Source organism: Shewanella electrica, assembly GCF_022321485.1.
GTDB lineage: Bacteria > Pseudomonadota > Gammaproteobacteria > Enterobacterales > Shewanellaceae > Shewanella > Shewanella electrica.
The window spans coordinates 1-23,459 of record NZ_JAKOGG010000002.1; the positions used below are offsets into that span (position 1 = coordinate 1).

The 23,459-nt window shown below is 50.2% G+C and carries 17 protein-coding genes; 9 read left to right on the top strand and 8 right to left on the bottom strand.

Translation table 11 applies throughout. The annotated features are described in order from the left end of the window. Positions 1-91: 91 nt before the first annotated feature. Together L9G74_RS02565 and L9G74_RS02570 are read right to left on the bottom strand one after the other, a co-directional pair. Positions 92-259 carry a hypothetical protein gene (locus L9G74_RS02565; RefSeq protein WP_238894724.1) on the bottom strand — a complete coding sequence of 56 codons (168 nt, stop codon included), beginning with the start codon at positions 257-259 and terminating at the stop codon, positions 92-94. A 255-nt stretch (positions 260-514) separates the two neighbouring features. Continuing rightward, positions 515-1,786, bottom strand: a complete 1,272-nt coding sequence (locus L9G74_RS02570; RefSeq protein ID WP_238894725.1) for a dicarboxylate/amino acid:cation symporter — start codon at positions 1,784-1,786, stop codon at positions 515-517. Positions 1,787-2,510: 724 nt separating this feature from the next. Here L9G74_RS02570 and L9G74_RS02575 point away from each other — a divergent pair. From L9G74_RS02575 to L9G74_RS02590, 4 genes are all read left to right on the top strand, one after another. Further along, positions 2,511-5,387: a M16 family metallopeptidase gene (locus tag L9G74_RS02575; protein WP_238894726.1), complete on the top strand. Its 2,877-nt coding sequence runs from the start codon at positions 2,511-2,513 to the stop codon at positions 5,385-5,387. A 194-nt stretch (positions 5,388-5,581) separates the two neighbouring features. Then, entirely contained in the window at positions 5,582-7,171 is a 1,590-nt protein-coding gene (gene gshA / locus L9G74_RS02580; RefSeq protein ID WP_238894727.1) for a glutamate--cysteine ligase, read from the top strand. Beyond that, complete coding sequence (locus L9G74_RS02585; RefSeq protein WP_238894728.1) at positions 7,168-7,587, top strand: hypothetical protein; 420 nt, start codon at positions 7,168-7,170, stop codon at positions 7,585-7,587. The genes gshA and L9G74_RS02585 overlap by 4 nt, the downstream gene beginning before the upstream one ends. A 135-nt stretch (positions 7,588-7,722) precedes the next feature. Then, positions 7,723-8,319: a transglycosylase SLT domain-containing protein gene (locus L9G74_RS02590; RefSeq protein WP_275297243.1), complete on the top strand. Its 597-nt coding sequence runs from the start codon at positions 7,723-7,725 to the stop codon at positions 8,317-8,319. Here L9G74_RS02590 and L9G74_RS02595 read toward each other — a convergent pair. Genes L9G74_RS02595 through purE form a run of 3 tightly spaced genes read right to left on the bottom strand, consistent with a single transcriptional unit; the run spans position 8,296 to position 11,090 of the window. Continuing rightward, on the bottom strand, positions 8,296-9,498 hold the full coding sequence (locus tag L9G74_RS02595) for a sensor domain-containing diguanylate cyclase (protein WP_238894729.1): 1,203 nt from the start codon (positions 9,496-9,498) through the stop codon (positions 8,296-8,298). The two genes, L9G74_RS02590 and L9G74_RS02595, sit on opposite strands and share 24 nt — an antisense overlap. A 21-nt stretch (positions 9,499-9,519) precedes the next feature. Beyond that, entirely contained in the window at positions 9,520-10,599 is a 1,080-nt protein-coding gene (gene purK / locus L9G74_RS02600; protein WP_238894730.1) for a 5-(carboxyamino)imidazole ribonucleotide synthase, read from the bottom strand. Then, on the bottom strand, positions 10,599-11,090 hold the full coding sequence (gene purE / locus L9G74_RS02605) for a 5-(carboxyamino)imidazole ribonucleotide mutase (protein ID WP_238894731.1): 492 nt from the start codon (positions 11,088-11,090) through the stop codon (positions 10,599-10,601). The genes purK and purE overlap by 1 nt, the downstream gene beginning before the upstream one ends. A 315-nt stretch (positions 11,091-11,405) precedes the next feature. Between purE and L9G74_RS02610 the strand changes: the two genes are divergently transcribed. Next, a complete protein-coding gene (locus tag L9G74_RS02610; protein WP_238894732.1) occupies positions 11,406-12,488 on the top strand; it encodes an alpha/beta hydrolase in 1,083 nt (360 codons plus the stop codon). A 42-nt stretch (positions 12,489-12,530) separates the two neighbouring features. On the opposite strand, the gene dauA is transcribed toward L9G74_RS02610, so the two are convergent. Beyond that, a complete protein-coding gene (gene dauA, locus L9G74_RS02615) occupies positions 12,531-14,288 on the bottom strand; it encodes a C4-dicarboxylic acid transporter DauA (RefSeq protein ID WP_238894733.1) in 1,758 nt (585 codons plus the stop codon). Positions 14,289-14,556: 268 nt separating this feature from the next. On the opposite strand from dauA, the gene L9G74_RS02620 reads away from it, so the two are divergent. Then, positions 14,557-17,811, top strand: a complete 3,255-nt coding sequence (locus tag L9G74_RS02620) for a S41 family peptidase (RefSeq protein WP_238894734.1) — start codon at positions 14,557-14,559, stop codon at positions 17,809-17,811. Between the two features lie 75 nt (positions 17,812-17,886). Here L9G74_RS02620 and L9G74_RS02625 read toward each other — a convergent pair whose 3' ends face one another. Beyond that, positions 17,887-18,330 carry an OsmC family protein gene (locus L9G74_RS02625; RefSeq protein ID WP_238894735.1) on the bottom strand — a complete coding sequence of 148 codons (444 nt, stop codon included), beginning with the start codon at positions 18,328-18,330 and terminating at the stop codon, positions 17,887-17,889. A gap of 447 nt (positions 18,331-18,777) precedes the next feature. On the opposite strand from L9G74_RS02625, the gene L9G74_RS02630 reads away from it, so the two are divergent. The 3 genes from L9G74_RS02630 to L9G74_RS02640 all read left to right on the top strand — a co-directional run bounded on the left by L9G74_RS02630 (position 18,778) and on the right by L9G74_RS02640 (position 22,595). Then, positions 18,778-20,349, top strand: a complete 1,572-nt coding sequence (locus L9G74_RS02630; RefSeq protein ID WP_238894736.1) for a methyl-accepting chemotaxis protein — start codon at positions 18,778-18,780, stop codon at positions 20,347-20,349. Between the two features lie 129 nt (positions 20,350-20,478). Then, the gene (hpf, locus tag L9G74_RS02635; RefSeq protein WP_238894737.1) at positions 20,479-20,838 is read left to right on the top strand and encodes a ribosome hibernation-promoting factor, HPF/YfiA family; all 360 of its coding nucleotides are present in this window, start codon (positions 20,479-20,481) and stop codon (positions 20,836-20,838) included. A gap of 176 nt (positions 20,839-21,014) precedes the next feature. After that, positions 21,015-22,595: a methyl-accepting chemotaxis protein gene (locus L9G74_RS02640; RefSeq protein WP_238894738.1), complete on the top strand. Its 1,581-nt coding sequence runs from the start codon at positions 21,015-21,017 to the stop codon at positions 22,593-22,595. On the opposite strand, the gene L9G74_RS02645 is transcribed toward L9G74_RS02640, so the two are convergent. Next, positions 22,596-23,459: a substrate-binding periplasmic protein gene (locus L9G74_RS02645; RefSeq protein WP_238894739.1), complete on the bottom strand. Its 864-nt coding sequence runs from the start codon at positions 23,457-23,459 to the stop codon at positions 22,596-22,598. It abuts the gene before it with no gap.

The window sequence follows — 23,459 nt, forward strand, 5'->3', positions numbered from 1 at the left end:
GACTGCGTGACTGCGTGACTGCGTGACTGCGTGACTGCGTGACTGCGTGACTGCGTGACTGCGTGACTGCGTGACTGCGTGACTGTGCGCGCTAACGGGTCAACCACAGTGCTATGGTTAGCATCACAATCAATAAGCTGCTTACCCCAATAATCCAAATAAATCCTTGTTTACCTTTCTTCAGCGGTATGCCAAAGAAGCGCAAAAACAAAATCCATAACAGACACAGAATAATTGGTACAAACAACATACGGCCCATGGTAACTCCTAAGTGCATGGCGTTTTGGCGTTAGAGCCAACAATATTGCGGTGGTTGAGTAACGTCAGTCTGATGGGACGTAGGTGCAACGAATGACAAGACGATGCAGCCTTGCCGCAACGTGTGTGCGACAACTGCAATCGCGCACACTATTCAAGACGTTAGCTGTGTTCTTAGTATATAAGTGTCTGCCGTAATAAAACAAAAAAGGCCGCAGTAATTGCGACCTTTACGATTTCTGATGGCGGTTCATGTTTAGCTTGCTTGAGCTTGATCCTGCTCTTGCTCTGGCGCATCAGTAGTGTCGGCGTAGAATTGCGCTTCGTTAAATTCACCCTCAGATTTACCCACCACCACAGAAGTCATCATATCGCCAGTGATATTGGTACAAGTTCGTGCCATATCAATGACGCGGTCAATGGCGGCAATGAACGCAATACCTTCAAGTGGCAAACCAACCGCGCTCAAGGTTACGGTGAGCATCACCATGGCGCTACCTGGCACGCCCGCCGTACCGACCGAAGCAACGGTGGCGGTGGCGACAATCATCACATAGTCGGCAAAATCTAAGGGGATACCATAAATTTGCGCAATAAAAATCGACGCAATGGCAGGATAAATACCGCCACAGCCATCCATGTTCATGGTGGCGCCTAACGGCAGCACAAACGCGGAGTAACGCTTAGAAACGCCCATATTGAGTGAGCAGCGGGTTGTCACCGGCAGGGTGCCGTAGCTAGACGACGTTGTAAACGCCACAATCTGCGCTGGCAGCGCTTTACGGAAGAACTGTAGCAGTGGCAGACGTGCCACCAATTTAATCATGCCGCCATATACCAGCAGAATATGCAGCGCCACACCAATGTAGATAGCAATAATAAACCAAGCCAAGTGTTGCAGCGTACTAACGCCATATTCACCAACGACACTTGCCATCAAGCCAAATACACCGATTGGCGTCAGTTTTAGCACAAGGCGGGTCAGTTGGAACATCACTTCAGCACCGGCATTGATGACATTCTTCAATGGCGTCGCTTTTTCACCCGCCATATTGATAGCAACACCAATCAATGCAGCAAAAACAATGATCTGCAGAACATTACCATTGGCTAATGAGGCAAATGGATTTTGTGGGATCATGTCCAATAGCACTTGTGCAAAACCGGGGATATTACGATCACGTACTTCGGTCGTGGCGAGTTGCATATTGCCACCCATATCGATGGATGACCCTACCGCCAAACCAATTAACGAGGCGAGCAAGCCCGTCAGCATAAACATACCCAGAGTTTTTATACTCAAGCGCTTAAGGTTGACGCCATCGCCAGACATGGCGGTAACGCTAGTCACAATGGCACAAAATACCAACGGTGCGACCAACATTTTGATGGAATAGATGAAGAGATCGCCAAGAGGCGCTACGAGCGTGGCCTTTTCACCAAAAATAACGCCAACGAGTACGCCAAGTAAAAAGCCTGCGACCACTTTTTGCCAAAAGGGGAGCTTAGTAACAGTCTGCCAAATCATGTGTCATCCAAAGCAGTGCCAGCGGCCTGCATTATTATAGTTATGTCCCAGTGAAGGGGCGGTAAATCTTAACGGCTATTGTAATGGTTCAGCTTTAGAGCTAATAAATCGTTTTCTTATAACTTATTGCCATATTAAAGAGCATTATCTGATTTTAGGACAAAACATACTGTTAGCTGTCGCAGCTTTTTAGACTTGAAAAGCTGCTAGGGTGTTTATCTTTGCTGGTTGTTTTTGTAGCAGACAGAGCCTGATGTAGGCAAGGCAGGTGATGTGCCGTGCCGTTATTCTCCACCTACAGTACCTGCCGCTGAATAAATCACGCTCTGTCGCTGTCCGAAAGGTTCATTTAAACGCATCCTGAACTTTGTTGCCCCCAGTTTGCTTAGTTGACGATGGATTACCAGACTCCAGACTCCAGACTCCAGACTCCAGACTCCAGACAAAGCAGCGGTTAGCTCCTCAATCAATTGCATTTTGATTGTGGGCGACAAAGCCAAAATTAAACCTAGCTTGGCGGCACTCGGCCACAACATCGTGGATATGAGTCTGTCGGCGCTGTCGGTTTGGGGGAACGAACATATTTGAAAGTGACGCGATAAGTAGCGTCACTTTTTGTTTAGCGTGATAAAGAAATGTTTGATCACAAAGTGGTAATGGCGTTTTAGCGATTTAAATCTTAGTGTTAGGCACGATTATTGACAAATAGGTGAAGGAGTTACAGATGAGAAAAGGGTGGCTAGTCGCGGTTGCTGTCGCAGCGGCGCTATCAGGTTGTTCGGGGGAGGTCGCCAATACGGCTAGTACTGCGGTGCAAACCCAAGCCAGTGTTAGTTTGCCAGCGGGCGTTACATTGGTGGAGTCATATGCTCCGAAAGCTGGGGAAATTGGCATTCCGTTCAACAAATATCAACTCGCCAACGGCCTCACTGTGATTTTGCACCAAGACCATTCCGATCCTTTGGTGCATGTGGATGTGACTTATCATGTGGGTTCTGATCGCGAATACTACGGTCGCACTGGTTTTGCGCACTTGTTTGAACACATGATGTTCCAAGGTTCAGAACATGTGGCCGATGAGCAACATATTAAAACCGTCACCGAAGCCGGTGGTTCAATGAACGGTACCACTAACACTGACCGTACCAATTATTTTGAAACTGTACCGAGCAACCAACTCGAAAAGATGCTCTGGCTTGAGTCTGATCGTATGGGCTTTTTACTGCCAGCGCTAACCGATGAAAAGTTTGAAGTGCAACGTGCAACAGTGAAGAACGAACGTGGTCAACGAGTGGATAATCGACCTTATGGACGTGTTGGCGAAGTGTTTGATCAAGCCTTTTACCCAGCGGGACATCCATATTCTTGGCCCGTCATCGGTTGGCCTGCTGATTTGGACCGTGCTACAAGCCAAGATGTTCGTGACTTCTTTAGCCGTTGGTATGGCCCAAACAACGCCACATTAACCATTGGTGGGGATTTGAATGAAGCGCAAACGCTAGCGTGGGTCAATAAATACTTTGGTGAAATTCCGCGTGGGCCAGAAGTGACCTCACTGGCTAAGCCATTAGTGACGTTAGATAAAACTCGCTATGTGTCGTTTGAAGACAATGTCCATCTGCCTTTGCTGCAAATCGGTTTCCCTACAGTTTATGCGCGCCATGAAGATGAAGCACCGCTTGATGTGCTAGCGTCTATTTTAGGTGGCGGTGAAACCTCTATTCTCTACAAAAACCTCGTTAAAGATGGTTATGCAGTGCAAGCCCAAGCCAGTCATGGTTGCTCTGAGCTTGCTTGCCGAATGGCCTTTATTGCTTTGGCAAATCCAGCCAAAGGCGGTGCACTGGCACCGATTGAAGCCAAGGTGCGTGAGTCGATTCAAGAATTTGAAGCGCGTGGCGTGACCGATGAAGATATCGACAAAGTAAAAATGCAAATCCGTTCGCAGACCATTTATGGCTTACAAAGTGTGAGTGGCAAAGTCAGTAGCTTGGCGAGCAATGAAACTTTCACCGGTGAGCCAAACCAAGTGGAATATGATCTGAAACGCTATGGCGCGGTCACCAAAGCCGACGTGATGCGCGTTTATAATCAATATATTAAAGGTAAGCCGAGTGTAGTGCTGAGTGTGGTACCAAAAGGCGGTGAAGCCTTGATTGCAGCAGCTGATAACTTTACGCCAACCAACCCGCCAGTTGCCGATAAAGCGGTGGAAGGCTTAACTGAGGAAAAACCTCAGGTGGCGCAGAGCAGCTTTGATCGCAATATCGAGCCGCCAGCCGGTGAGCCAGTGACATTGCATGTACCTGAGTTGTGGCGCAGCAAACTGGCCAACAACGTCGAAGTGATGGGCACCCAAAGCACTGAAACGCCGACCACAAGCCTAGTTATCTACTTTGATGGCGGTCATAAACTGGAAGCGTTGAGTAAGGCGGGCTTAGCCAGTTTAACTGCCGATGTGTTAAATGACTCAACAGCGAAACATAGCACCGAAGAGTTAGCTCAGCAGCTTGATTTGCTCGGTGCGCGCATTAGCTTCAGTGCCAATGATTATCAAAGTTCCATTCGTGTTACTGCATTGACTGAAAACCTTGATGCCACTATCGCGTTGCTCAAAGAAAAGCTGCTAGAGCCAGGTTTCGTAGCGGCAGATTTTGAACGTGATAAACAGCAAATGCTGCAGATGCTGCAACATGAGAGTTCATCACCCAGTGCCTTAGCCAGTAAGGGCTTTAGCAAGATGCTCTTCGGTGACGACATGTATCTTGGTGTCAGTGCTAACGGCACGCTATCCACGGTGCCAAACATTACATTGGCCGATGTTAAAGCGTTTTACCAAAAACAGTACACTGCAGGTAATGCGCAAATTGTGGCGGTATCTGATTTACCACAAGCCAGCTTAATGCAAAAACTGGCGCCAATCGCCGCGCTGACTGGTCCGGGTGCCAGCGCGCCAACTGAGCCAGCAAACACGCTGGTTAAAGCCAATACGGTGTACCTGATTGATAAACCGGGTGCGGCGCAATCAGTGATCCGCGTGGGCAAACTGGCGATGACCTTTGATGTGGATGGTGATTACTTCAAGTCCACCTTAATGAACTACCCGTTAGGTGGTGCGTTTAATAGCCGAATCAACCTGAACTTGCGCGAAGATAAAGGCTATACCTACGGTGCTCGCTCCATGTTTGTTGGGGGCAAGGAACAAGGTTACTTTTATGTTGGTGCCGATGTGCGTGCTGATGTGACCGATAAAGCCTTGGCGGAGGTGATGAAAGAGATCTCTCGCTATCATGCACAAGGCATGACTGCGGCAGAGCTTAAATTCACGCAAAACTCTATCAGCCAAAGTAAGGCGATGGACTACGAAAGTCCGTACGATAAAGCAGGGTTTATTCGTACCATCCAACGCTACGACTTACCGGTGAACTACATCGAGCAACAAGATAAAATCTTGGCGAATGCCAATGTGGAACAGTTAAGTCAATTGGCGCAGAAATGGCTCGACCCACAGTCGATGGGGATTTTGGTTGTGGGCGATAAAGCAACGGTGCAACCGGGCTTAGAAGCTCTTGGCTATAAAGTCGTCGACATGACCTTGTAATAGTTAAAATCGCCCCCATAATGAGGGGACGAGCCACTTAGCTCAAGTCAGACTAAGGTGACGAAAGTGATTTCGTCACCTTATTACGTTTAACCACCTTCTCCTGCATTCTGATTCGTTATGTAAAACTTGACACTACCCGCTAGGTAGGAGTTAAGGTGGCGACAATTGAGCTAAATTACAGAGATCTAAACTTGAAGTCATTTGATGAGACGTTGGCACTATTTGCCGATGAAAACAGCCGTAAAGCATTGCGTACGATGCACCGCGGTATCGAAAGGGAAGCACTGCGTATCGCACCAGATGGCAAGCTGGCAATGACGCCTCATCCGCAGGCGCTGGGCGCCGCGTTGACCCATTCACGCATTACTACCGATTACAGCGAATCCTTGATGGAGTTTATTACCCCAGTATATGAGGATATCGGTCAACTGCTCACCGGATTGACGGAAACCCATGCCTATGCAGTACAACACCTTAATGGTGAAAAACTGTGGCCGGTCAGTATGCCGTGTTATGTCGGTGATGAACGCGATATTCCTATCTCTTGGTATGGCACGTCCAATACTGGCACGCTCAAACGCACCTATCGTAAAGGCCTGACCTATCGTTATGGCGCATTGATGCAGATTATTGCCGGGGTGCACTTTAATTTCTCAGTAGATGATGCGGTATGGCAACACCTGTATCAGCACAGCGATAAACAACTGCCGCTGAAGGACTTTATCTCTGAGCGTTACTTTGACCTGATCCGCAATTACCGCCGTACCGTGTGGGTGCTGCCTTATCTGTTTGGCGCATCGCCAGCGTTATGTCGCTCGTTCCTAAAAGAACAACGCACCGACCTGAAGTTCCTGCAACACAGCAAAGGCACCTTGTATCTGCCGCATGCGACGTCGCTGCGCATGAGTGACTTGGGCTACACCAACAAAGAGCAAGAAACGTTGTCGATCAACTACAACTCGCTCAATGAGTACCTCAGTGGCATTAAAGCGGCTATTCATATGCCGTCGAAAAAATTTGCCGATATTGGCGTTAAAGTGGATGGCGAATATCGTCAACTCAATGCCAATATTTTGCAGATTGAGAACGAATTTTATGCACCAATTCGCGCCAAACGCGTGGTGAAACGTGGCGAAAAACCATCGGAAGCGCTGTGTCGTGCCGGAGTGCAATATATTGAAGTGCGTGCGCTGGACGTTAACCCATTCAGCCCGATTGGTATCAATGCTTGCCAAGTGCGCTTCCTCGACCTATTCCTGTTGTATTGTTTGTTTACGCCATCGCCTGTCATTGATGCTGATGGCGAGAAAGAACTGGCCGCGAACTTAAAAGCCGTGGTGATGGAAGGCCGCAAACCACAACTGACGTTGAGCCGTAACCAGCAAGCAGTGACCTTGCAACAATGGCTTGGTGAAATTTTTGATGGTATGCGTCGTATTGCGGCGCTGATTGATGGTGATGGCAAGGAATATCTGCAAGCGCTAGATTATTGGCAGCAAGCGGTGGCTGATCCCGAGATGACCCTGTCTGGCCGTATCTGGCAAACCTTGACCGATACCGGCCTCGACCACGGTACTTGGATGCGCCAGCTGTCAGAGCAATACTATCAGCAATTGAAACAGCAACCGTTGTCAGATGCGGTAACGGCTTCGTTTGAGGCAGAAGCGGCCGCATCGCTGGAGCAACAGTTGCAGATTGAACAAGCCGATACACTCACGTTTGATGAGTATCTCGCGGCTTATTTCGGTAACAAACAATCGATGGACGAACCGGTACATTGAAATATTCGCTAGTCGTTATCGCCGCAGCCTTGTTATCTGCCTGTGCCTCGGCACCGGAAGAGCAAGCAAGCTGCGGTGTAGTCAGCACCTTTCTGCCCGCTGCGCCGAATGAACACTATTTTCCTTTAGTGGTTACCAGCGTGGATGGCAAATCGGTGATCTCCAAGCCGAACTATCTGCTGCCGGTAGGCGAGCATAGTTTTACCGTGTCTGAACTGATCAATGATGAGACGTTACAGGTGCGGTTAGCGGCGCGGGTGCCGAAAACGATTGTCGTCAATGTTGCCGCAGATACCCGCTATCAGTTGATGGCGCAATTCAATGTGGATAAGCAATACCGCGGTAATGATCAGAATTTTTGGCAGCCGGTGATCCGCTCGCAGGAATATCACGAATGTGAGCTGCAAGACGATTAACTGCAATTGTGGGTTGAAATTTGCCAGCGAGTCGGGCTCAATGGTAATAATTTGCTCTAATTCCGGTACTTAGGTTTGCAGTCTTTCCCAAAAAGTTACCTTGCTCAATGGTTACGCAGCTCGCGCAATGGCGCGCTGGTTGCGCTAACCGCCATCATGCTTGCTGGCTGTGCCACGCCACCGCCAAAAAATCCTGACAATATTTGTGAAATCTTCCGTGAAAACCGTGACTGGTATGAGGCTGCCGTTGATGCCCGCGATAAATGGGGCGTGCCGGTGCATGTGCCGATTGCCATGATGTATCAGGAAAGCTCATTCAAACATAACGCCCAGCCACCGATGGAGTATTTCCTCGGCTTTATTCCCATTGGCCGCGCCAGTGATGCTTATGGTTATGCTCAAGCCAAAACCATGACATGGGATGACTACGTGCGTGAAACTGGTAACAGCTGGTCCAGCCGTAGTGATTTTGATGATGCGATGGACTTTATGGGCTGGTTTATTTGGAAAACCCATAAGATCAACGGTGTGTCTAAATGGGATGCGAAGAACCAATACCTGAATTATCACGAAGGCTGGGGCGGTTACAAACGCGGCAGCTATTGGAAGAAAAAGTGGTTAATTAAGGTCGCCAAAAAAGTGGATACCCGTTCACGTAAATATGCCGCGCAGTACCGTTCATGCCAAGAGGAGTTAGATTCTTCCTGGTTATGGCGTTTCTTTTTTGGCTAGTAGGCGCTGTCGCGCACTTACCGCATGTTCGGCAAGTTCAATGGTTTCCGGCAGGTTGCCATTGAACAGTGCATTACCTACGGTGAAGTGGATCCCCGGCAAGTGACGGCTTAGCTCCAAGTTTACGTCGCCGAGCCAAGCATTGATTTGGCTGCTGTCACCATAGGTTAAAATGGCAAATTTATCGCCGCGAAAACGGCACAATAATGCTTTGGCAGGCCAGCATTGTTTCAACGCTAACCCCAGCTGACGTAGCGCTTCGTCACCAGCTTCAAGGCCTTGCTGCTGGTTAATCTCTTTCAAATTATCGATATCTATCAGGATTAAGCTGGTATCAATCTCATCGCGCAGTGGCCACTGCACCGCTTGCTCTTCAAAAAACTCACGGTTTGCTAACCCAGTCAGCGCATCATAGTGACGCAGCTCATCAATCAGCTGTGCTTGGTGATACAGCATTAGCGCGTTGGCAGCGGCATTACACAAAATGGTGGCAATGGACACATCGTAATCGCTAAAACAGCCCGGTTGCTCGCTATCAAGGTTGAGTAGCGCATACAACTTATCGTCGAGGTGGATCGGGCAAGATAACGTAGAGTGAATGCGGTTATCGGCAATCTGTTCGGCACCATGGGCATCGGCTGCACAACCACCATCGGTTTCGTTGAGGAGCACAGCACGGTCACACCGCCCACCGGTCATCTTGTATTGAAAGGTTTGGTGTAGCTGCATACTCAGGCCTTGCAGCTTTTTAATATCTAAGCCAACAGCAGCTTCAAATTGCAGTTTTTTACTTGATGGATCGACTTTAATCACCGAGCCAAATTCGGCTCCCGGAATTAACCCCATTGCTTTCGAGAGCAGGGCACTGAGAAATTCATGCTCGCTGCTACAGTAGCGATGCAGGTTGAGTAGCTCCATCGCAGCATCGTTGATATTGGTGAGTTGACGCAGTTTATCGCGTTGATGGCTGAGTACATTGAAATACAGAAAAAAGCCTAAGCTGTAGGCGAGGTAGTAGATGATGCCCACGCCGCACAGCAGCAGCCACGGGTATTTGCCCGGACCGCTGAACATCCAGCAGAGCAGTGAAAACAGCAGCATAGGGACCAGCAACAGTAAAATATGTTGGCTGGTAGCTACTTTGGCATCGTTAAGTTTGCTGCTGTGAGTAAAATCCAATTCACTGCTCCTTTGGCATTATCAACCTTGATAGTGCTGTAAAATCCATGCTAATGGCGCCTGATATTGGCTCGGCATCCATTGTTGCAGTTTAGCAATACTGTCGGCCAATAACTGAGGCTCAGTCACTGACAAGTTCAGATGGCCCACCTTGCGGCCCGGACGCACCTCTTTGTCGTACCAGAACAGTTCGGCATTCTGTAGCGACAGCCAGCGGGCGTCGTAGTCAACGCCAATCAGGTTAACCATCACACATTGAAAGTTCACTTGTGGCGTCATCACCGCCAAATCTGCCAAGGCGCGCAAATGCAGCTGAAATTGATCGATATGGCAGCCAGCTTGAGTCCAGTGGCCGGAGTTGTGCACCCGCGGTGCCAGCTCGTTGACCAATAGTTTGTCGCCCACGCGGAAACATTCCATCGCCATCACACCGACATATTCTAAGCCGTGCATGATGGTAGACAGCATTTGCTCCGCTTCCGCTTGAAACGCGGCTAAGCGTGGCAGCGGCGCGATTGATGCCATCAAAATGCCGTCTTGATGTAGGTTCAGTGTCAATGGATAGAACACGCAACGGCCATCATGGGTACGTGCACCGACTAACGACACCTCTTCATCAAAGTTAATTGCTTGCTCGGCAATGGCTTCATTGCGCCAATCAGCCGGAATGCTGGTGGCTTCGGCTTGTTTCAACCAATGTTGACCACGGCCATCATAACCACCAGTACGGCGTTTCAGCAGCACACGGTCACCGTAAGTTTGGTGCAGAGTTTGCTCGCTGACGCTGTCATCCACTAGCTGCCACGGAGCAGTTGCTACCTTGAGTTCATCCAACAGGCTTTTTTGGGTAAAACGGTCGGCTAAACGGCCAAATACTGAACTGTTAATAAACTGCGGATGTTGCGATAACTGCAAGCTGAGCGCAGATTCAGGCCACTGCTCACGCTCGGCGGTGACGATATCACTGGCTTGCATCGGCAACTGTTCAGCAGGCGGTGCCATAATATCGATGGGCTTAACATCTAAGGCTAACGGTTTCCCTGCATGGGCCAACATGGCGCCCAATTGACCATTACCTAACACCCAAATAGCGTTTGCCATTATGCCTCCCGCGGATCTGGGTTTTCTAACACAGAGCGCGTCTGTGCTTCACGGAATGCATCAATGCGTTTCGCTAACTCAGCATCATGGGTGGCAAGAATTTGGCAAGCCAGCAAACCGGCGTTATATGCCCCAGCAGTACCAATCGCCAAGGTGCCTACTGCAATCCCTTTGGGCATTTGCACGATAGAGAGCAAGCTGTCCATACCGTTCAATGCTTTGCTTTGTACTGGCACACCGAGCACTGGCAAACGGGTTTTTGAGGCGAGCATGCCGGGCAGATGGGCTGCACCGCCAGCACCGCCAATAATCACTTGATAACCTTTGTCGGCTGCCGTGGCAGCAAACTCAATCAGTTTATCTGGGGTGCGGTGGGCACTTACCACTTCAACGTGATAAGGCACTTTGAGGGTATCCATGATTTCAGCGGCGGCTTCCATTGTCGGCCAATCGCTTTTTGACCCCATAACAACGGCAACGAGGGCTTGCATGATCACTCCTTAAAACGGATGTTTTTATCAATGTAGGGTAGATAGTTATTATCAGCAGCCACAGTAGAACTGGGCTGCTAAAAAAGTGGCGCGATCATAACATGTCCACTTTGAATGTGCTGCTTTTTAGCTGAGCGATGGCGGTCCGTTGTGCAAAACGCAGTGTTCACATTTGTTGGCGCAGCTTGATTAAAACGCATTGGTAGCCAACCAAGGACTTGCTAAAATACAGCTTCGCCGATAGAAACTCGGCCCGTTACGATGCGAGTTTCTTGTGAACTGCGATTCACCTCTTACTGTTAATTGGATCGATAAATGGACTTAAGACATCTGTCAGTTAAGCCACTGCTAGTGGCGATAACTATGGCGTTCTCCGCCGCGGCGTTAGCCGAGACCGAAACTTCAGCGCCGCCATCAGCTGCCGACGTACGTTGGCAAGCGCTTAGCCCCGTGGCTAACTTGTATTTAGATAATGCGCCAGCTAGCGAGTTTATTGCGCAGGGGGATGAGGAAAAATCACGCTGGAATAATTATGCTGGGGCGTTAGCGTATTATTTGATCGCGACGGAACGCGATCCCTATAGCAGTTGGGCGCCTTATCAAGCCGCTGCCGCATTAGCTTATCTGCGCGTGCCGGATCAAGCCGATACCTATTTACAACTGGCCGACCAACGTGGTTTTTGGCAGTACATCACCATGGAAGAGGATGATGAACTGGCAGAGATCACCGACTCTGACGCCTACAATACGCTGCTAACTAACGCTAAATTACGTTATCCAGAGCATGCAAAAGATGCGGGGAAAGCCTACATTCATCTGCCTAAAGGCACCGCGCCTGCTGATGGCTGGCCGGTATTGGTGTGGTTATCAGGATATGGCACCGAGGGCAGTGATAGCGAGCACTTAGCAAAAACCTTAACGGCTGATAAAGCGATTTTTATCGGTATTAATGGCACCGAAAAGCTCGATGAACACCGCTTCCGTTGGGCACGTACAGAAACTGAATCCACCCAAAAAGCAGTGCAACAAGCGCTGGCATTGGCAGCTAAATCTGCCAAGTTGGATAAAAAACGCGTTGCCCTGATGGGCTTTTCGCAAGGGGCGCTACATAGTGCTCATCTGCTAGCTGAACATGCCGATGATTATTGTGGTGCGTTAATCGTCTCTGCCGGTGGTATGCAAACTGAGCTGACGGCAGCCGCCCCCCAAGGTAAACGGGTGGTGTTGTCTTATGGCATGGATGAGCACCAGAGCAATCAAGCTTTAGATAAAAAGCTGGCTGGGTATTTCAGCCAAGGTAATCAATTTGAGCAGCACACCCACGACGGTGGTCACTTTTTTGATGCCGACTGGCAGCAAAAATTTCCGCAATATGTCGAGCAAATTTTAGGCTTGTAATAACAAAAGCCCCAATCATAACGATTGGGGCTTTTTTGTCGGTTAATTATTGTTGGTATCTACTGTTAGCGGCAACTGCTCATTCAACAAGTCTTTGAGTGTGGGATAGAATTTCAACACCCCTTCAATCGGTTGAATGCCCGCTTTGGCGAGGGTACGGATTGGCTGAAATTGTAAATCGCTGATCAACAAGCGGCTATGATTGTGCTGGCACTGTTTGACCAATTTGTTCAGTGCTGACAAGCCACCAGCATCGAGCAATGACACGCCATCCCAATCAAGCACCACCACCTGTTTGTCGTTGGTTAGCGTGGCGATATCGCCAAATGCTTGCTCTGCGGCGGCGAAAAACAGCGGGCCGTTGATTTTCAAAATCACCCAATCGTTTGGAATATCGCGATCGACATAGCGGCGATTACTGCTGATGTCGTGCAGCTTGGTCATATCGGCAATCTCTTTGACAAACAGCAGGGCGGCCAACATGATGCCGAAAGAGATCGCTACCACCATGTCAAACACCACCGTCAGCAGCAGGCAACTGGCAAATACCCAGATATCACTACGCGGCGCCTTTTTGATGAGTTCCACTGCTTTAGGCGCTTCACTCATATTCCACGCTACCACCATCAACAAGGCTGCCATGGCAGGCATTGGCAGATAGGACAACACGCCTGCCAGCGCGACCAGTGCCAGCAGTACCACGATGCTGTGCACCATCGCCGCAATCGGACTTTGGCCACCAGAACGCACGTTGGCGGCGCTGCGGGCAATCGCCGCGGTGGCGGTGATACCACCAAACAGTGGTGCGACAATATTGCCGATACCTTGGCCGAGCAGTTCACTGTTGGCACTGTGGCGGGTATTGGTCATGCCATCGAGCACCACGGCGCACAACAGCGACTCAATCGCCCCGAGCATGGCAATCGCAAATGCGGCCGGTGCTAACGTTTGAATGGTCTGCCAACTTAAGGTGAGTGTTTGACCATCAACGCCCTCGCGTAGCCAAGGCCAGTCAAAATGCGGTAACACTGGCGGAATACCTGTGCCTTGGCTGCCGTCGGGCAGTAGATAATGAAAGCGGCTGCCAATGGTTTCCACATCATGACCGAAGTACGCCAATAACAGCGCTAATATCGTGCCGATTACGAGTGCGGGCAGATGCGCCGGGATTGGTAGTTTCAATTTGGGCCACAGCAACATGGTCGCCAGCGTGGCGAGTGCAACTATGGTACTTGCTCCGTCGAATTGCGGCAGGTTGATGAACAGCAGTTGCACTTTATCGATGAAATGTTCTGGCAGCGTTGCCAGTTGCAACCCGAAAAAATCTTTGAGTTGCAGCACCGCGATGACAATACCAATCCCGCCAGTAAAGCCCAGCGTGACAGGCTGTGGGATGTATTGAATTAACCGGCCTAAGCGTAGCAGCGCCATAGCCACTAAAATCAGCCCTGACATCAAGGTCGCCATCAGCAAACCGGCTAAACCATACTGCTGGGCAATGGGATAAAGCAGTACCACAAAGGCCGCAGTTGGGCCGGAGATGGAAAAGCGTGAACCACCGCATAAGGCGATGACAAAACCGCCGATAATCGAGGTATACAAGCCATATTGTGGTGGCACGCCACTGGCGATGGCTAGCGCCATTGCTAACGGAATAGCGATGATCCCAACGGTAACACCGGCAATCACATCTTGTAGTAGTTGCTGTCGCTGGTAGCCTTGGCGAAACAGCACGTCACGCAGGGCGTAACCAAATTTGAGAGAAAACAACTGCTGACGAAAACCGGAACTGTTAGGCACCTGTGGCTCCTACTACATATTTCAAAGGGCGCATATTCTAGGGCGCTATTAGCGACTAGAGTGTGATGTAACTCGTGAAAATCTGGGCTTGGTGACGTAAAGGTATTACTGACACTGGACAAGGGAAGATAACTAACAATCCTCGCCGTTTTCCTTGGCGACACATTTGCTAAAACTTATTCATTATACGCGTTGCTGAATCTTGCCGTCGACTTTGCTAGTTTGTCCCATCAATAACAATTCGAACAATCGATCAGGAAATAAGCTCATGAAACTTCGTCAGTCAGTGACCAGTTGCTTGTTAGCGTTAGGGCTAGGTGTCACCACCTGTGCCGCGCAAGCTGCCGTAGGTTACTACCGTGCCCCCGATTTGCACGATAATACCTTAGTGTTTACCGCCGAGGGCGATTTGTGGACGCAGCAGTTGGGGCAAACATCCGCCGCGCGTTTGACTAGCCTGCCCGCAGAAGAACTCAACGGTAAGATCTCGCCCGATGGCAAAACCTTGGCCTTCGTGGCGGATTACGAAGGCACTGACGAGATTTACACTATTCCGCTCAGCGGCGGCAGCGCTAAACGCGTTAGCTTTGAAAACAGCCGCGTACGCATTCAAGGCTGGACTGCCAAAGGCGAAATTCTCTATGCCACCGACAGCGCTGATGGCCCAGCCAACTTTTGGGTGCTAAAAACGGTTGAACCCAAAACTCTGGTGACGCATGACATTCCGCTGGCTGATGCCGTGCAAGGTGTGGTGGATGATGCGGGCGAATATATCTACTTTGTGCGCTTTGGTTTGCAAGTCACTGGCGATAACGCGCGAGTGTACCGTGGCGGTGCCAAAGGCGAACTATGGCGTTATCAATTGGGGCAAGACAAAGAAGCAGAGCGGTTAACGGCTGAGCACCAAGGCTCCGTTCGTTCACCAATGTTGTGGCAAAACCGCATCTATTTTGTATCGGACCAAGACGGCAATGCTAACATCTGGTCAATGAGTTTAGCGGGGAAAGACCCACAACAACTGACGCACTACAAAGATTACGAAGTGCGTTCACCCTCGCTGGATAAGGGCCGTATCGTGTTCCAACTGGGGGCCGATATTCACCTGCTGGATATTGCCAGTGGTAAAGACCAAGTTGCCGCCATTGAGCTGACCTCAGATTTCCCTGAAAAGCATCAACACTGGCTTAACGACCCGCTGCAATACGCCAACGACTTCAACCTCGCGCCCAATGGCGACAAAGTGGTGTTGACGGCGCGTAGCCACGTTGCCATTGCCGGTACAGACAACAGCCGTATGGTGGAGTTGCCATCTGATGGCAGTTTCCGCATGCGCAACGCGGTGATGTCACAGGACGGTAAATGGGTTTACCTGATCTCTGATAAATCGGGCGAGCAGGAGATCTGGCAGTATCCGGCTGATGGTTCAGCAGGTGCCAAGCAACTGACTCATGATGGTCAAAGCATGCGCATGAGCTTGGTGTTGTCGCCGAACGGCCGTTATCTTGCCAGTGATGATTACCAAGGCAACCTGTGGCTGCTGGATCTGCAAAAAGGCAGTAACCGCAAAATTGCCAGCAACAATGAAGGCCTCGCGCCGTATCAAGATATTGTTTGGTCGCCAGATAGCCGCTTCTTGGCATTGACCAAGACTGAAATTGGCTCGCCACGGCCGCAAATTGTATTGATGACTTTTGACGGCGGCCGCAGTGAAGTGCTGACCTCTGACAAATATGAGTCGTTCTCACCGGCCTTTAGCACCGATGGCAACTGGTTGTATTTCTTATCTAACCGTACCTTTAACAGCAATCCAAGCTCACCTTGGGGCGATCGTAACTTAGGGCCAGTGTTTGATAAACGCACCGGCATTTATGCCGTAGCGCTGAACAAAGACGCCAAGTTTCCGTTTCAGCAGCCGACCGAGTTAACCGTTGATGACACAGACAAAGCGGACAGCGACGATAAAAAGGAACTGCAACTCAAGATTGATTGGAGCGGATTAGCGCAGCGCTTGTGGCAAGTGCCGGTCAGCGCTGACAACTATAGCCGCCTGCAATTAAACGAAAGCGGCTTGTATCTGTCACAAGAAAACGAGGTGAAATATATCGCCTACGATAACCGCAAGGCCGAAGTGGCAACTTTTGCTAGCGATGTACGCGGGTTCCAAGTCTCACAAGACGGCAAACAGATTTTCCTGTTCAAAGGCGTTAAGCCGGGGCAGATGCTGATTGTTAAAGCGGGTGATAGCGCGCCGAAAGACACCAGTGATGCGGCGGTGCGTTTCGATGGTTGGAAGCTAGCCATTCAACCGCAGCAAGAGTGGCGCCAGATGTTTGAAGATGCGTGGTTAATGCACCGCGAATCCTTCTTCGATAAAAAAATGCGCGGTCTTGATTGGCAAGCGACCAAGAAAAAGTATCTGCCGTTGCTGGAACGCGTGACTGATCGTCATGAATTGTCAGATATTTTCACGCAGATGATGGGCGAGCTGGATGCATTGCACTCGCAAGTGCGTGGTGGCGATTTTGGTCAAGACAGCGAGCAACCATCACCATCGGCTTTGGGCGCTAAGTTAACGCAAACTGCTGCCGGTGTGGTGATCAGCCATATCTATCGTAATGATCCTGAACTACCGCAACGCGCGGCACCACTGGACAAACCGGGTGTCGATGCTGCCGATGGCGACATCATTGTTGGCATCAATGGCCGCAGCGTCAGCAGTATTGCCGACGTGACCGAACAGTTGAGCAACCAAGCCGACAAGCAGGTGTTACTGACCCTGAAACGCAGTGGCAAGTTGCTAAAAACGGTGGTTATGCCTGTTTCATTAGGTGAGAACAACCAACTGCGTTATCTCGATTGGGTTAACAACAACTCCAACAAAGTTGCGCAAGCGAGTGACGGTAAAATCGGTTATCTGCACTTGTATGCCATGGGTTCAAGTGACATCAGCAATTTTGCCCGCGAGTTCTACGCTAACTTTGAGAAAGAGGGGCTGATCATCGATGTACGCCGTAATCGCGGTGGCAACATTGACAGCTGGATTATCGAAAAACTGCTGCGCAAAGCGTGGATGTTCTGGCAACCAACTTATGGCGCGCCATACAGCAACATGCAGCAAAGTTTCCGTGGTCACTTAGTGGTATTGACCGACGAGCTGACCTACTCCGATGGCGAAACCTTCTCCGCCGGGATTAAGGCGCTTGGGATTGCGCCATTGATTGGTAAGCGCACGGCTGGCGCGGGCGTATGGCTCACTGGCCGCAACAGTTTGACTGACCGCGGCATGTCACGCGTGGCTGAATATCCGCAGTATGCGATAGATGGACGTTGGGTGGTGGAAGGCCGTGGTATTAGCCCTGATATCGAAGTCGACAACCTGCCGTTAGCGACCTTTGAAGGCAAAGATGCCCAGTTAACACGGGCGATTAGCTATCTCAAAGAACAGCTGCAACAGCAACCCGTGGCACCGCTGAAAGCGCAGCCGATGCCGCCAACCGGTGAAGCACAAGATATTCGTCCGTAATTCAGGACGGAATAAAGACAAAACAAAAAAGCTCTGGCATGCCAGAGCTTTTTTCTACGCGACATTCACACAAGCTTAAAACTCGATTTCAACTTCGGTGTCATCTGCCAACGAGTTGGCAATAAAGCAGTTGGCGTGTGCCTTTTCATGGATTTTCTCCAAGGTTTCACGGTCAACGTCAATACCTTCGGCGAAAGTCACTGTGGGTTTGAGCTTAATATGAGTAATGGCAATTTTGCCTGATTCTTTCTTGCCTATTTCCGCAACGGGATTATCCACGTATTGCGCCACGGTTAAGCGCTTCAAGTGAGCGATGGTCAGAAAGGTCAGCATATGACATGACGAGATGGCTGCTAAGAGGCTTTCTTCAGGATTGACTAACTCGCTGTTGCCTTTGTATTCCGGTGCCGATGATGCGGCGACGTGCTGGCCGCTACCAAACTGGATCTGGTGATCGCGATTAAACTCGCCTTCGGGGGCTGGGGAGCCTTGCCACGTAACGGTGACTTGAAAACTCATAATACTGCTCCAGTGCTAGGATACTGTCATTGTGGTGGACGATAGAATATATTTTTGTCCATAAGATCATTGCATTAATCTACGTTTCTAACGCGTGCAGTAACGATTAGCAAACGTTAATCATCAAAAGTGTTGCTGATCCCGCTAATTTAGCGGATGAAACCATACTCTCAGCTTAGGCTGATGCCAACCGAAGTAAAGTGTTACAGCCATCACTTTAGTCGAGATGACATACCGACATTACGATGCTACATCTTGCTTGCATTAGCCTGTCATCATGCCGCGATTGAGTGAAAACAGTGTTAATTGGGTAATTAGTGATTAAACGTCGAATTAACAGTTGATAACAATTGGTTGCTGAGTATTATAACTAACTAATATTGTTTGTTTTTTGCATTTTATCGCTTTGCCCGCCATTGGATTGGCCCACGGTGTATTGAGGACTCCATGCGAAATAATCAACCTGTCACCCAGCGCGAAAAATCTCTGTCAGATACCGACATTCTGCTCTCCACCACTGACACTCGCGGCAACCTGAAATACGTTAATGATGCATTTGTCTCTGTCAGCGGTTTTTCCCGCGCCGAATTAAGCGGACAACCCCACAATATTGTGCGCCATCCCGATATGCCGCCAGCGGCGTTTAAAACGCTATGGCAGCAAATTAACCAAGGCAAATCTTGGATGGGGATTGTTAAGAATCGCTGCAAAAATGGTGATCACTACTGGGTTAATGCCTACGTTGCCCCAGTGATGGAAAATGGCAAGTTGCACGAGGTGCAATCGGTGCGTCACGGTGCAACGCCCGAGCAAATTGCCGTTGCCGAACCGCTTTATCAAGCGCTGCAACAGCAGCAAACGCCCGCAGCTATTCGTAAACCGTGGCTAGGTTTTGGTGGCCGTTTGCAACTGTTTGGTAGTTTGATGTTGTTGCTTGCCGTGGGGTTAGCGTTCCTATCGCCATGGTGGTCGTTGCTGACGGTGTTGCTGTGGCTGGTGGGCAGTCAATGGCAGTTACAACCTTTGTACGCGCTGGTGGCTTCCTCCAAAAACATCATCGATGATCCGCTCGCCCGTGCGGTATATAGCGGTCGTCAGGACGAAGTGGGGCAGTTATCACTCACCTTAAGTTATCTCTCAGCGGAAACCGGCGGTGTGATTGGGCGGATGGCGGATTCTGCCACTTCCATCAGTGAAGAGTCGGTTAATTTGATGTCTACGCTTAAAGACAATGCTGAGCGTGCTGAGTTGCAAAGTGAACAGACGGGCCAAGCGGGAACGGCCATGGCGCAGATGACCGCCAGTTTTGCCGAGGTGAACGATAACTTGCAACTGGCGGCAGATGAGATGAAATCCAGCTTAGCGGCTACCTCCATGGGCGATGAGCGCTTACAAAAAGTGGTGCAAGCGATTGACGCATTGAATGTGCGTATTCGCGATTTTGCTGGTGTGGTTGACGCTATCGAACAAGATAGCCACGCGATCACGGAAGTGTTGGAAGTGATTCAAACCATTGCTGAGCAAACTAATCTGCTGGCATTAAATGCCGCGATTGAGGCGGCGCGCGCCGGCGAAGCGGGCCGCGGTTTTGCAGTGGTGGCTGACGAAGTGCGCACGCTGTCTAGTCGCACCAGCGAGTCGACCACTCATATCGAACAGATTATTGCTAAGTTCCAGCAAACGACCCGTAACGCTGCGGCTACCATGCAGGCCGGGCGCAGTGATGCAGAACACTCGGTCGCGATGGCGGAAGAGGCCAGTCAGGCGTTTGAGGCGCTACGCCATTCTATCAATCGTGTTGATAGCATGACCGAGGCTAACGCCGCCGCTGTGCAGCAACAAGCGCTAGTGGCGAGTGAGATAAATCAAGCCTTGGTTACCATTAAAGGGTTGGCGGCGGACAGCACGCATCAAATCCGCTCGGCCGAGACGCGCAGTGAGCAGGTCAGCCGCTTATCTGTTAAGAGTCAGCACCTTTCTGAGCAGTTTTGGTTGCAAAGTATTTGCCGCAAGCTGTAGTTCTGCTGGAAATATCAGCGGTTGATTACAAAAAAGGTCGAATAGATGGTTTAATCGGCAAATGGGGCTTGAGTTTTACAGGAAAAGCCCCAAGCTCAGTAGTAAGTCAACAAAGAAAAGGGAAAGCCTATGAAAATCCAAGTTTCAGGTCACCATGTTGAAGTCACTCCCTCAGTTCGTACTCACGTTGAGGAAAAACTCGCTAAAATCATCAAACATTTCCCAGGACTTATCGGATTCGATGTTATCGTGGCTAAGGAGCACGGTGACTATCAAGCAGATATTCGTACTAACTATGAAGGTGTTCCGGTTGCTGCAACCGGCAGCGATGCGGTGATGTATCCGGCAATCGCCACTGCGGTGAAAAAACTCGAAGCCGCGCTCAAACACCGCAAAGGCCAGTTAAAGGCTGATCTGCATGAGAAGCCAGAGTGTACTACGCCGCCAATCGCGCATGAAATTATTCAGGAAATGGACCTGACTAAATAAGCCGCGGCCACACACGCTCATCAAGGGACCTTAGGGTCCCTTGTTTGTTGTTAGCGCCAGCAAATAAGTGATTCATGGTTTACGCTTAATTAAACGGCGAAACGGCAACAAGACTGATGACGGCATTGAGCGCTGCTTTCGCTTATCTCATGCGATAAATCGAACAAGGAACCTCAATGACGTTAGCGTCGAAAGCGCGGTGGCAGTGGAGCCTAGCGGGCGTGGTCAGCGGCGCGGCATTGCTACTGGCAGGGCAAAGCGTTATGACGGCGCAAACGCCGTTGGACTACGCGCCAGTGTTGCTGCTGTGTTTACCCATGTTGTTATTAATCTGGCGGTTATGCCAACGCCCACCTTCCATCCCCGAATCCACCACTGCCACAGCGGCGGAGCAACAACAGCCCCTAGCGATTAGACAGATAGCCAAAGACACCAGCACCTTAGCCATCGGCGGTGCCGAAGTGTCACATTTTGTTGATGAACTAACCAAAACCATTGAGTTTAGTGGCAGCACCGCCCAGCGGATAAATCTGTCATCATCGGCATTATCTGAGTCGACCATTGCCTTAAGCGAACATGCACAAGCGGTATTGTCACAGGCGCAGCAATCGAAACAGTTATCGGTAGAAGGCCGAGAGTTTGCCGTGGTGGGCTTTGCCGCTATTCAGCAGCTTAGTGGTGACGTGGCGGGTGCTGCAGAGCATGTGCAGCAACTAAAATCTCAAGCGGATGCGATCAAAAAGGTCACTGAGGTGATTGATGCGGTGGCCGAGCAAACCAATCTACTGGCGCTAAATGCCGCCATTGAAGCGGCGCGAGCGGGAGACGCTGGCCGTGGTTTTGCTGTGGTGGCGGACGAAGTGCGTGCTTTAGCCGCTAAAACGGCGCAATCGACCCAAGATATTGCCGCGATGTTGGGTAATATTCGCCAGCAAACCGATGCCACCTCTACTTTGATGGCGCGGGTGGTTGAACGCACTGCGGAGGCTGTACAAGCGATGTCTGCGCTGGAGCAACGTTTTGACAGCATTGCCAGCGGTGTCGAGCATTCGGCCGATGCGTTATCGCAGATTGATAGCTCGTTGCGAGATTACCGTGATACCACCAGTGACATTGCCCAGACAATCGAGCAAATCAGTGAATTATTGCAAGATACCGATGGCCGGGCGCAGTTGATTTCCAAACGGGCATTTGAGTTTTCCCGCAAGACTGAAGGAATTTTCCGTGCGCTGACCCTGTGGGACACCGATACCTTTGAACAACAAGTGTTGCAGGAGGCGCAAGCGGCCGCCGCGGCCTGTGGTCAGCAACTGACGCAAGCATTACAAAGCGGTAAGTTTACCGAGCAGCAACTGTTTAATCCGCAGTATCAGCGTATCGGCAGCAGTGAGCCAGCGAAATATAGCACCGCGTTTGACGGCTTCACCGATCAGGTATTCCCCGATATTCAAGAGCCGATTTTACAGCGACATCAAAATATTGTTTACGCTGGTGCGGTCGATAAACAAGGCTACTTTCCGACACACAATCGCCGCTTTAGCCAGCCACTCACTGGCAACCCGCAACAGGATATTTTGCACAATCGCACCAAGCGGTTGTTTAATGATGTGACTGGGATTCGCTGCGGCCAACACACGGAAACCATGTTGCTACAAACTTATAAGCGCGACACTGGCGAGGTGATGCACGACTTGTCGGTGCCGATTTATGTTAATGGTCGCCACTGGGGTGGATTTCGCGTCGGCTTTAAAGCCTGATTAGCGCAAGTAGGGTGAGGCTGGCGTTGCTTGCCACCACGCAAGTTGCTGCGGTATCAGCGGGGCTTTAAACGGTGGATTGCGTAGCGCAGGAAATATGGTGTTGATGTCAACCGGCGACTTTCTGCTTTGTAATATCGCCCGATATTTATCAACTAACTGTTGATACTCGCCGTTCGCTCTGATTGCCGTCAGTCCCTGATTAAAGCTATCGATGAGCGCCTCACCTTCAGCGTTACACGTACCGGTCGCCACATACAGTTTGCGCTCGTCTAACGCGGGGCCAGTGAAAATAAATTGGCCCTCCATACGTTGCTGAAAAATTGTCGTCGCGGCAACTAATTCATCTTCCACCACCAAATCGATGCGTTTTAACGCCAGCATCTGCAAATTAGCGCTTAGGCTGTGGTTGGCGCTCAGATGATAACTGGGATTATTGATAAACTCATTCTGATAGTTATAGCCACGAATCACGCCAATGGACTTCCCCGCGAGACGTGCGAGATCTTGATATTCAAAACTATCATCTAGTCGTTTGATAAAGCGCAGTCGATTGGTCAGAAACGGCGCGGAGTAGCGGATTTCATGCAAACGACTGGCCTCATACCACACCAATGTCAGGTCGTTATTACAGCTTTGCACATCGCGGTAGGCGCGCGCCCACGGTTTGATCTGCACCGTCAGCATGCGCTGCTGTTGCTGTAACGCGGCGCGCACAATCTCAATGGCTAAGCCATGTTGTCCATCCGCTTCCACATAGGGCGACCACACATCATTCCCCAGCGTGACCGCCGTTGCGGCTTGGCTACTCCAGCTATGAAGCAGCAGCAGACTGATGGCGAGATGGCGCGTTAGGCTCTGCAT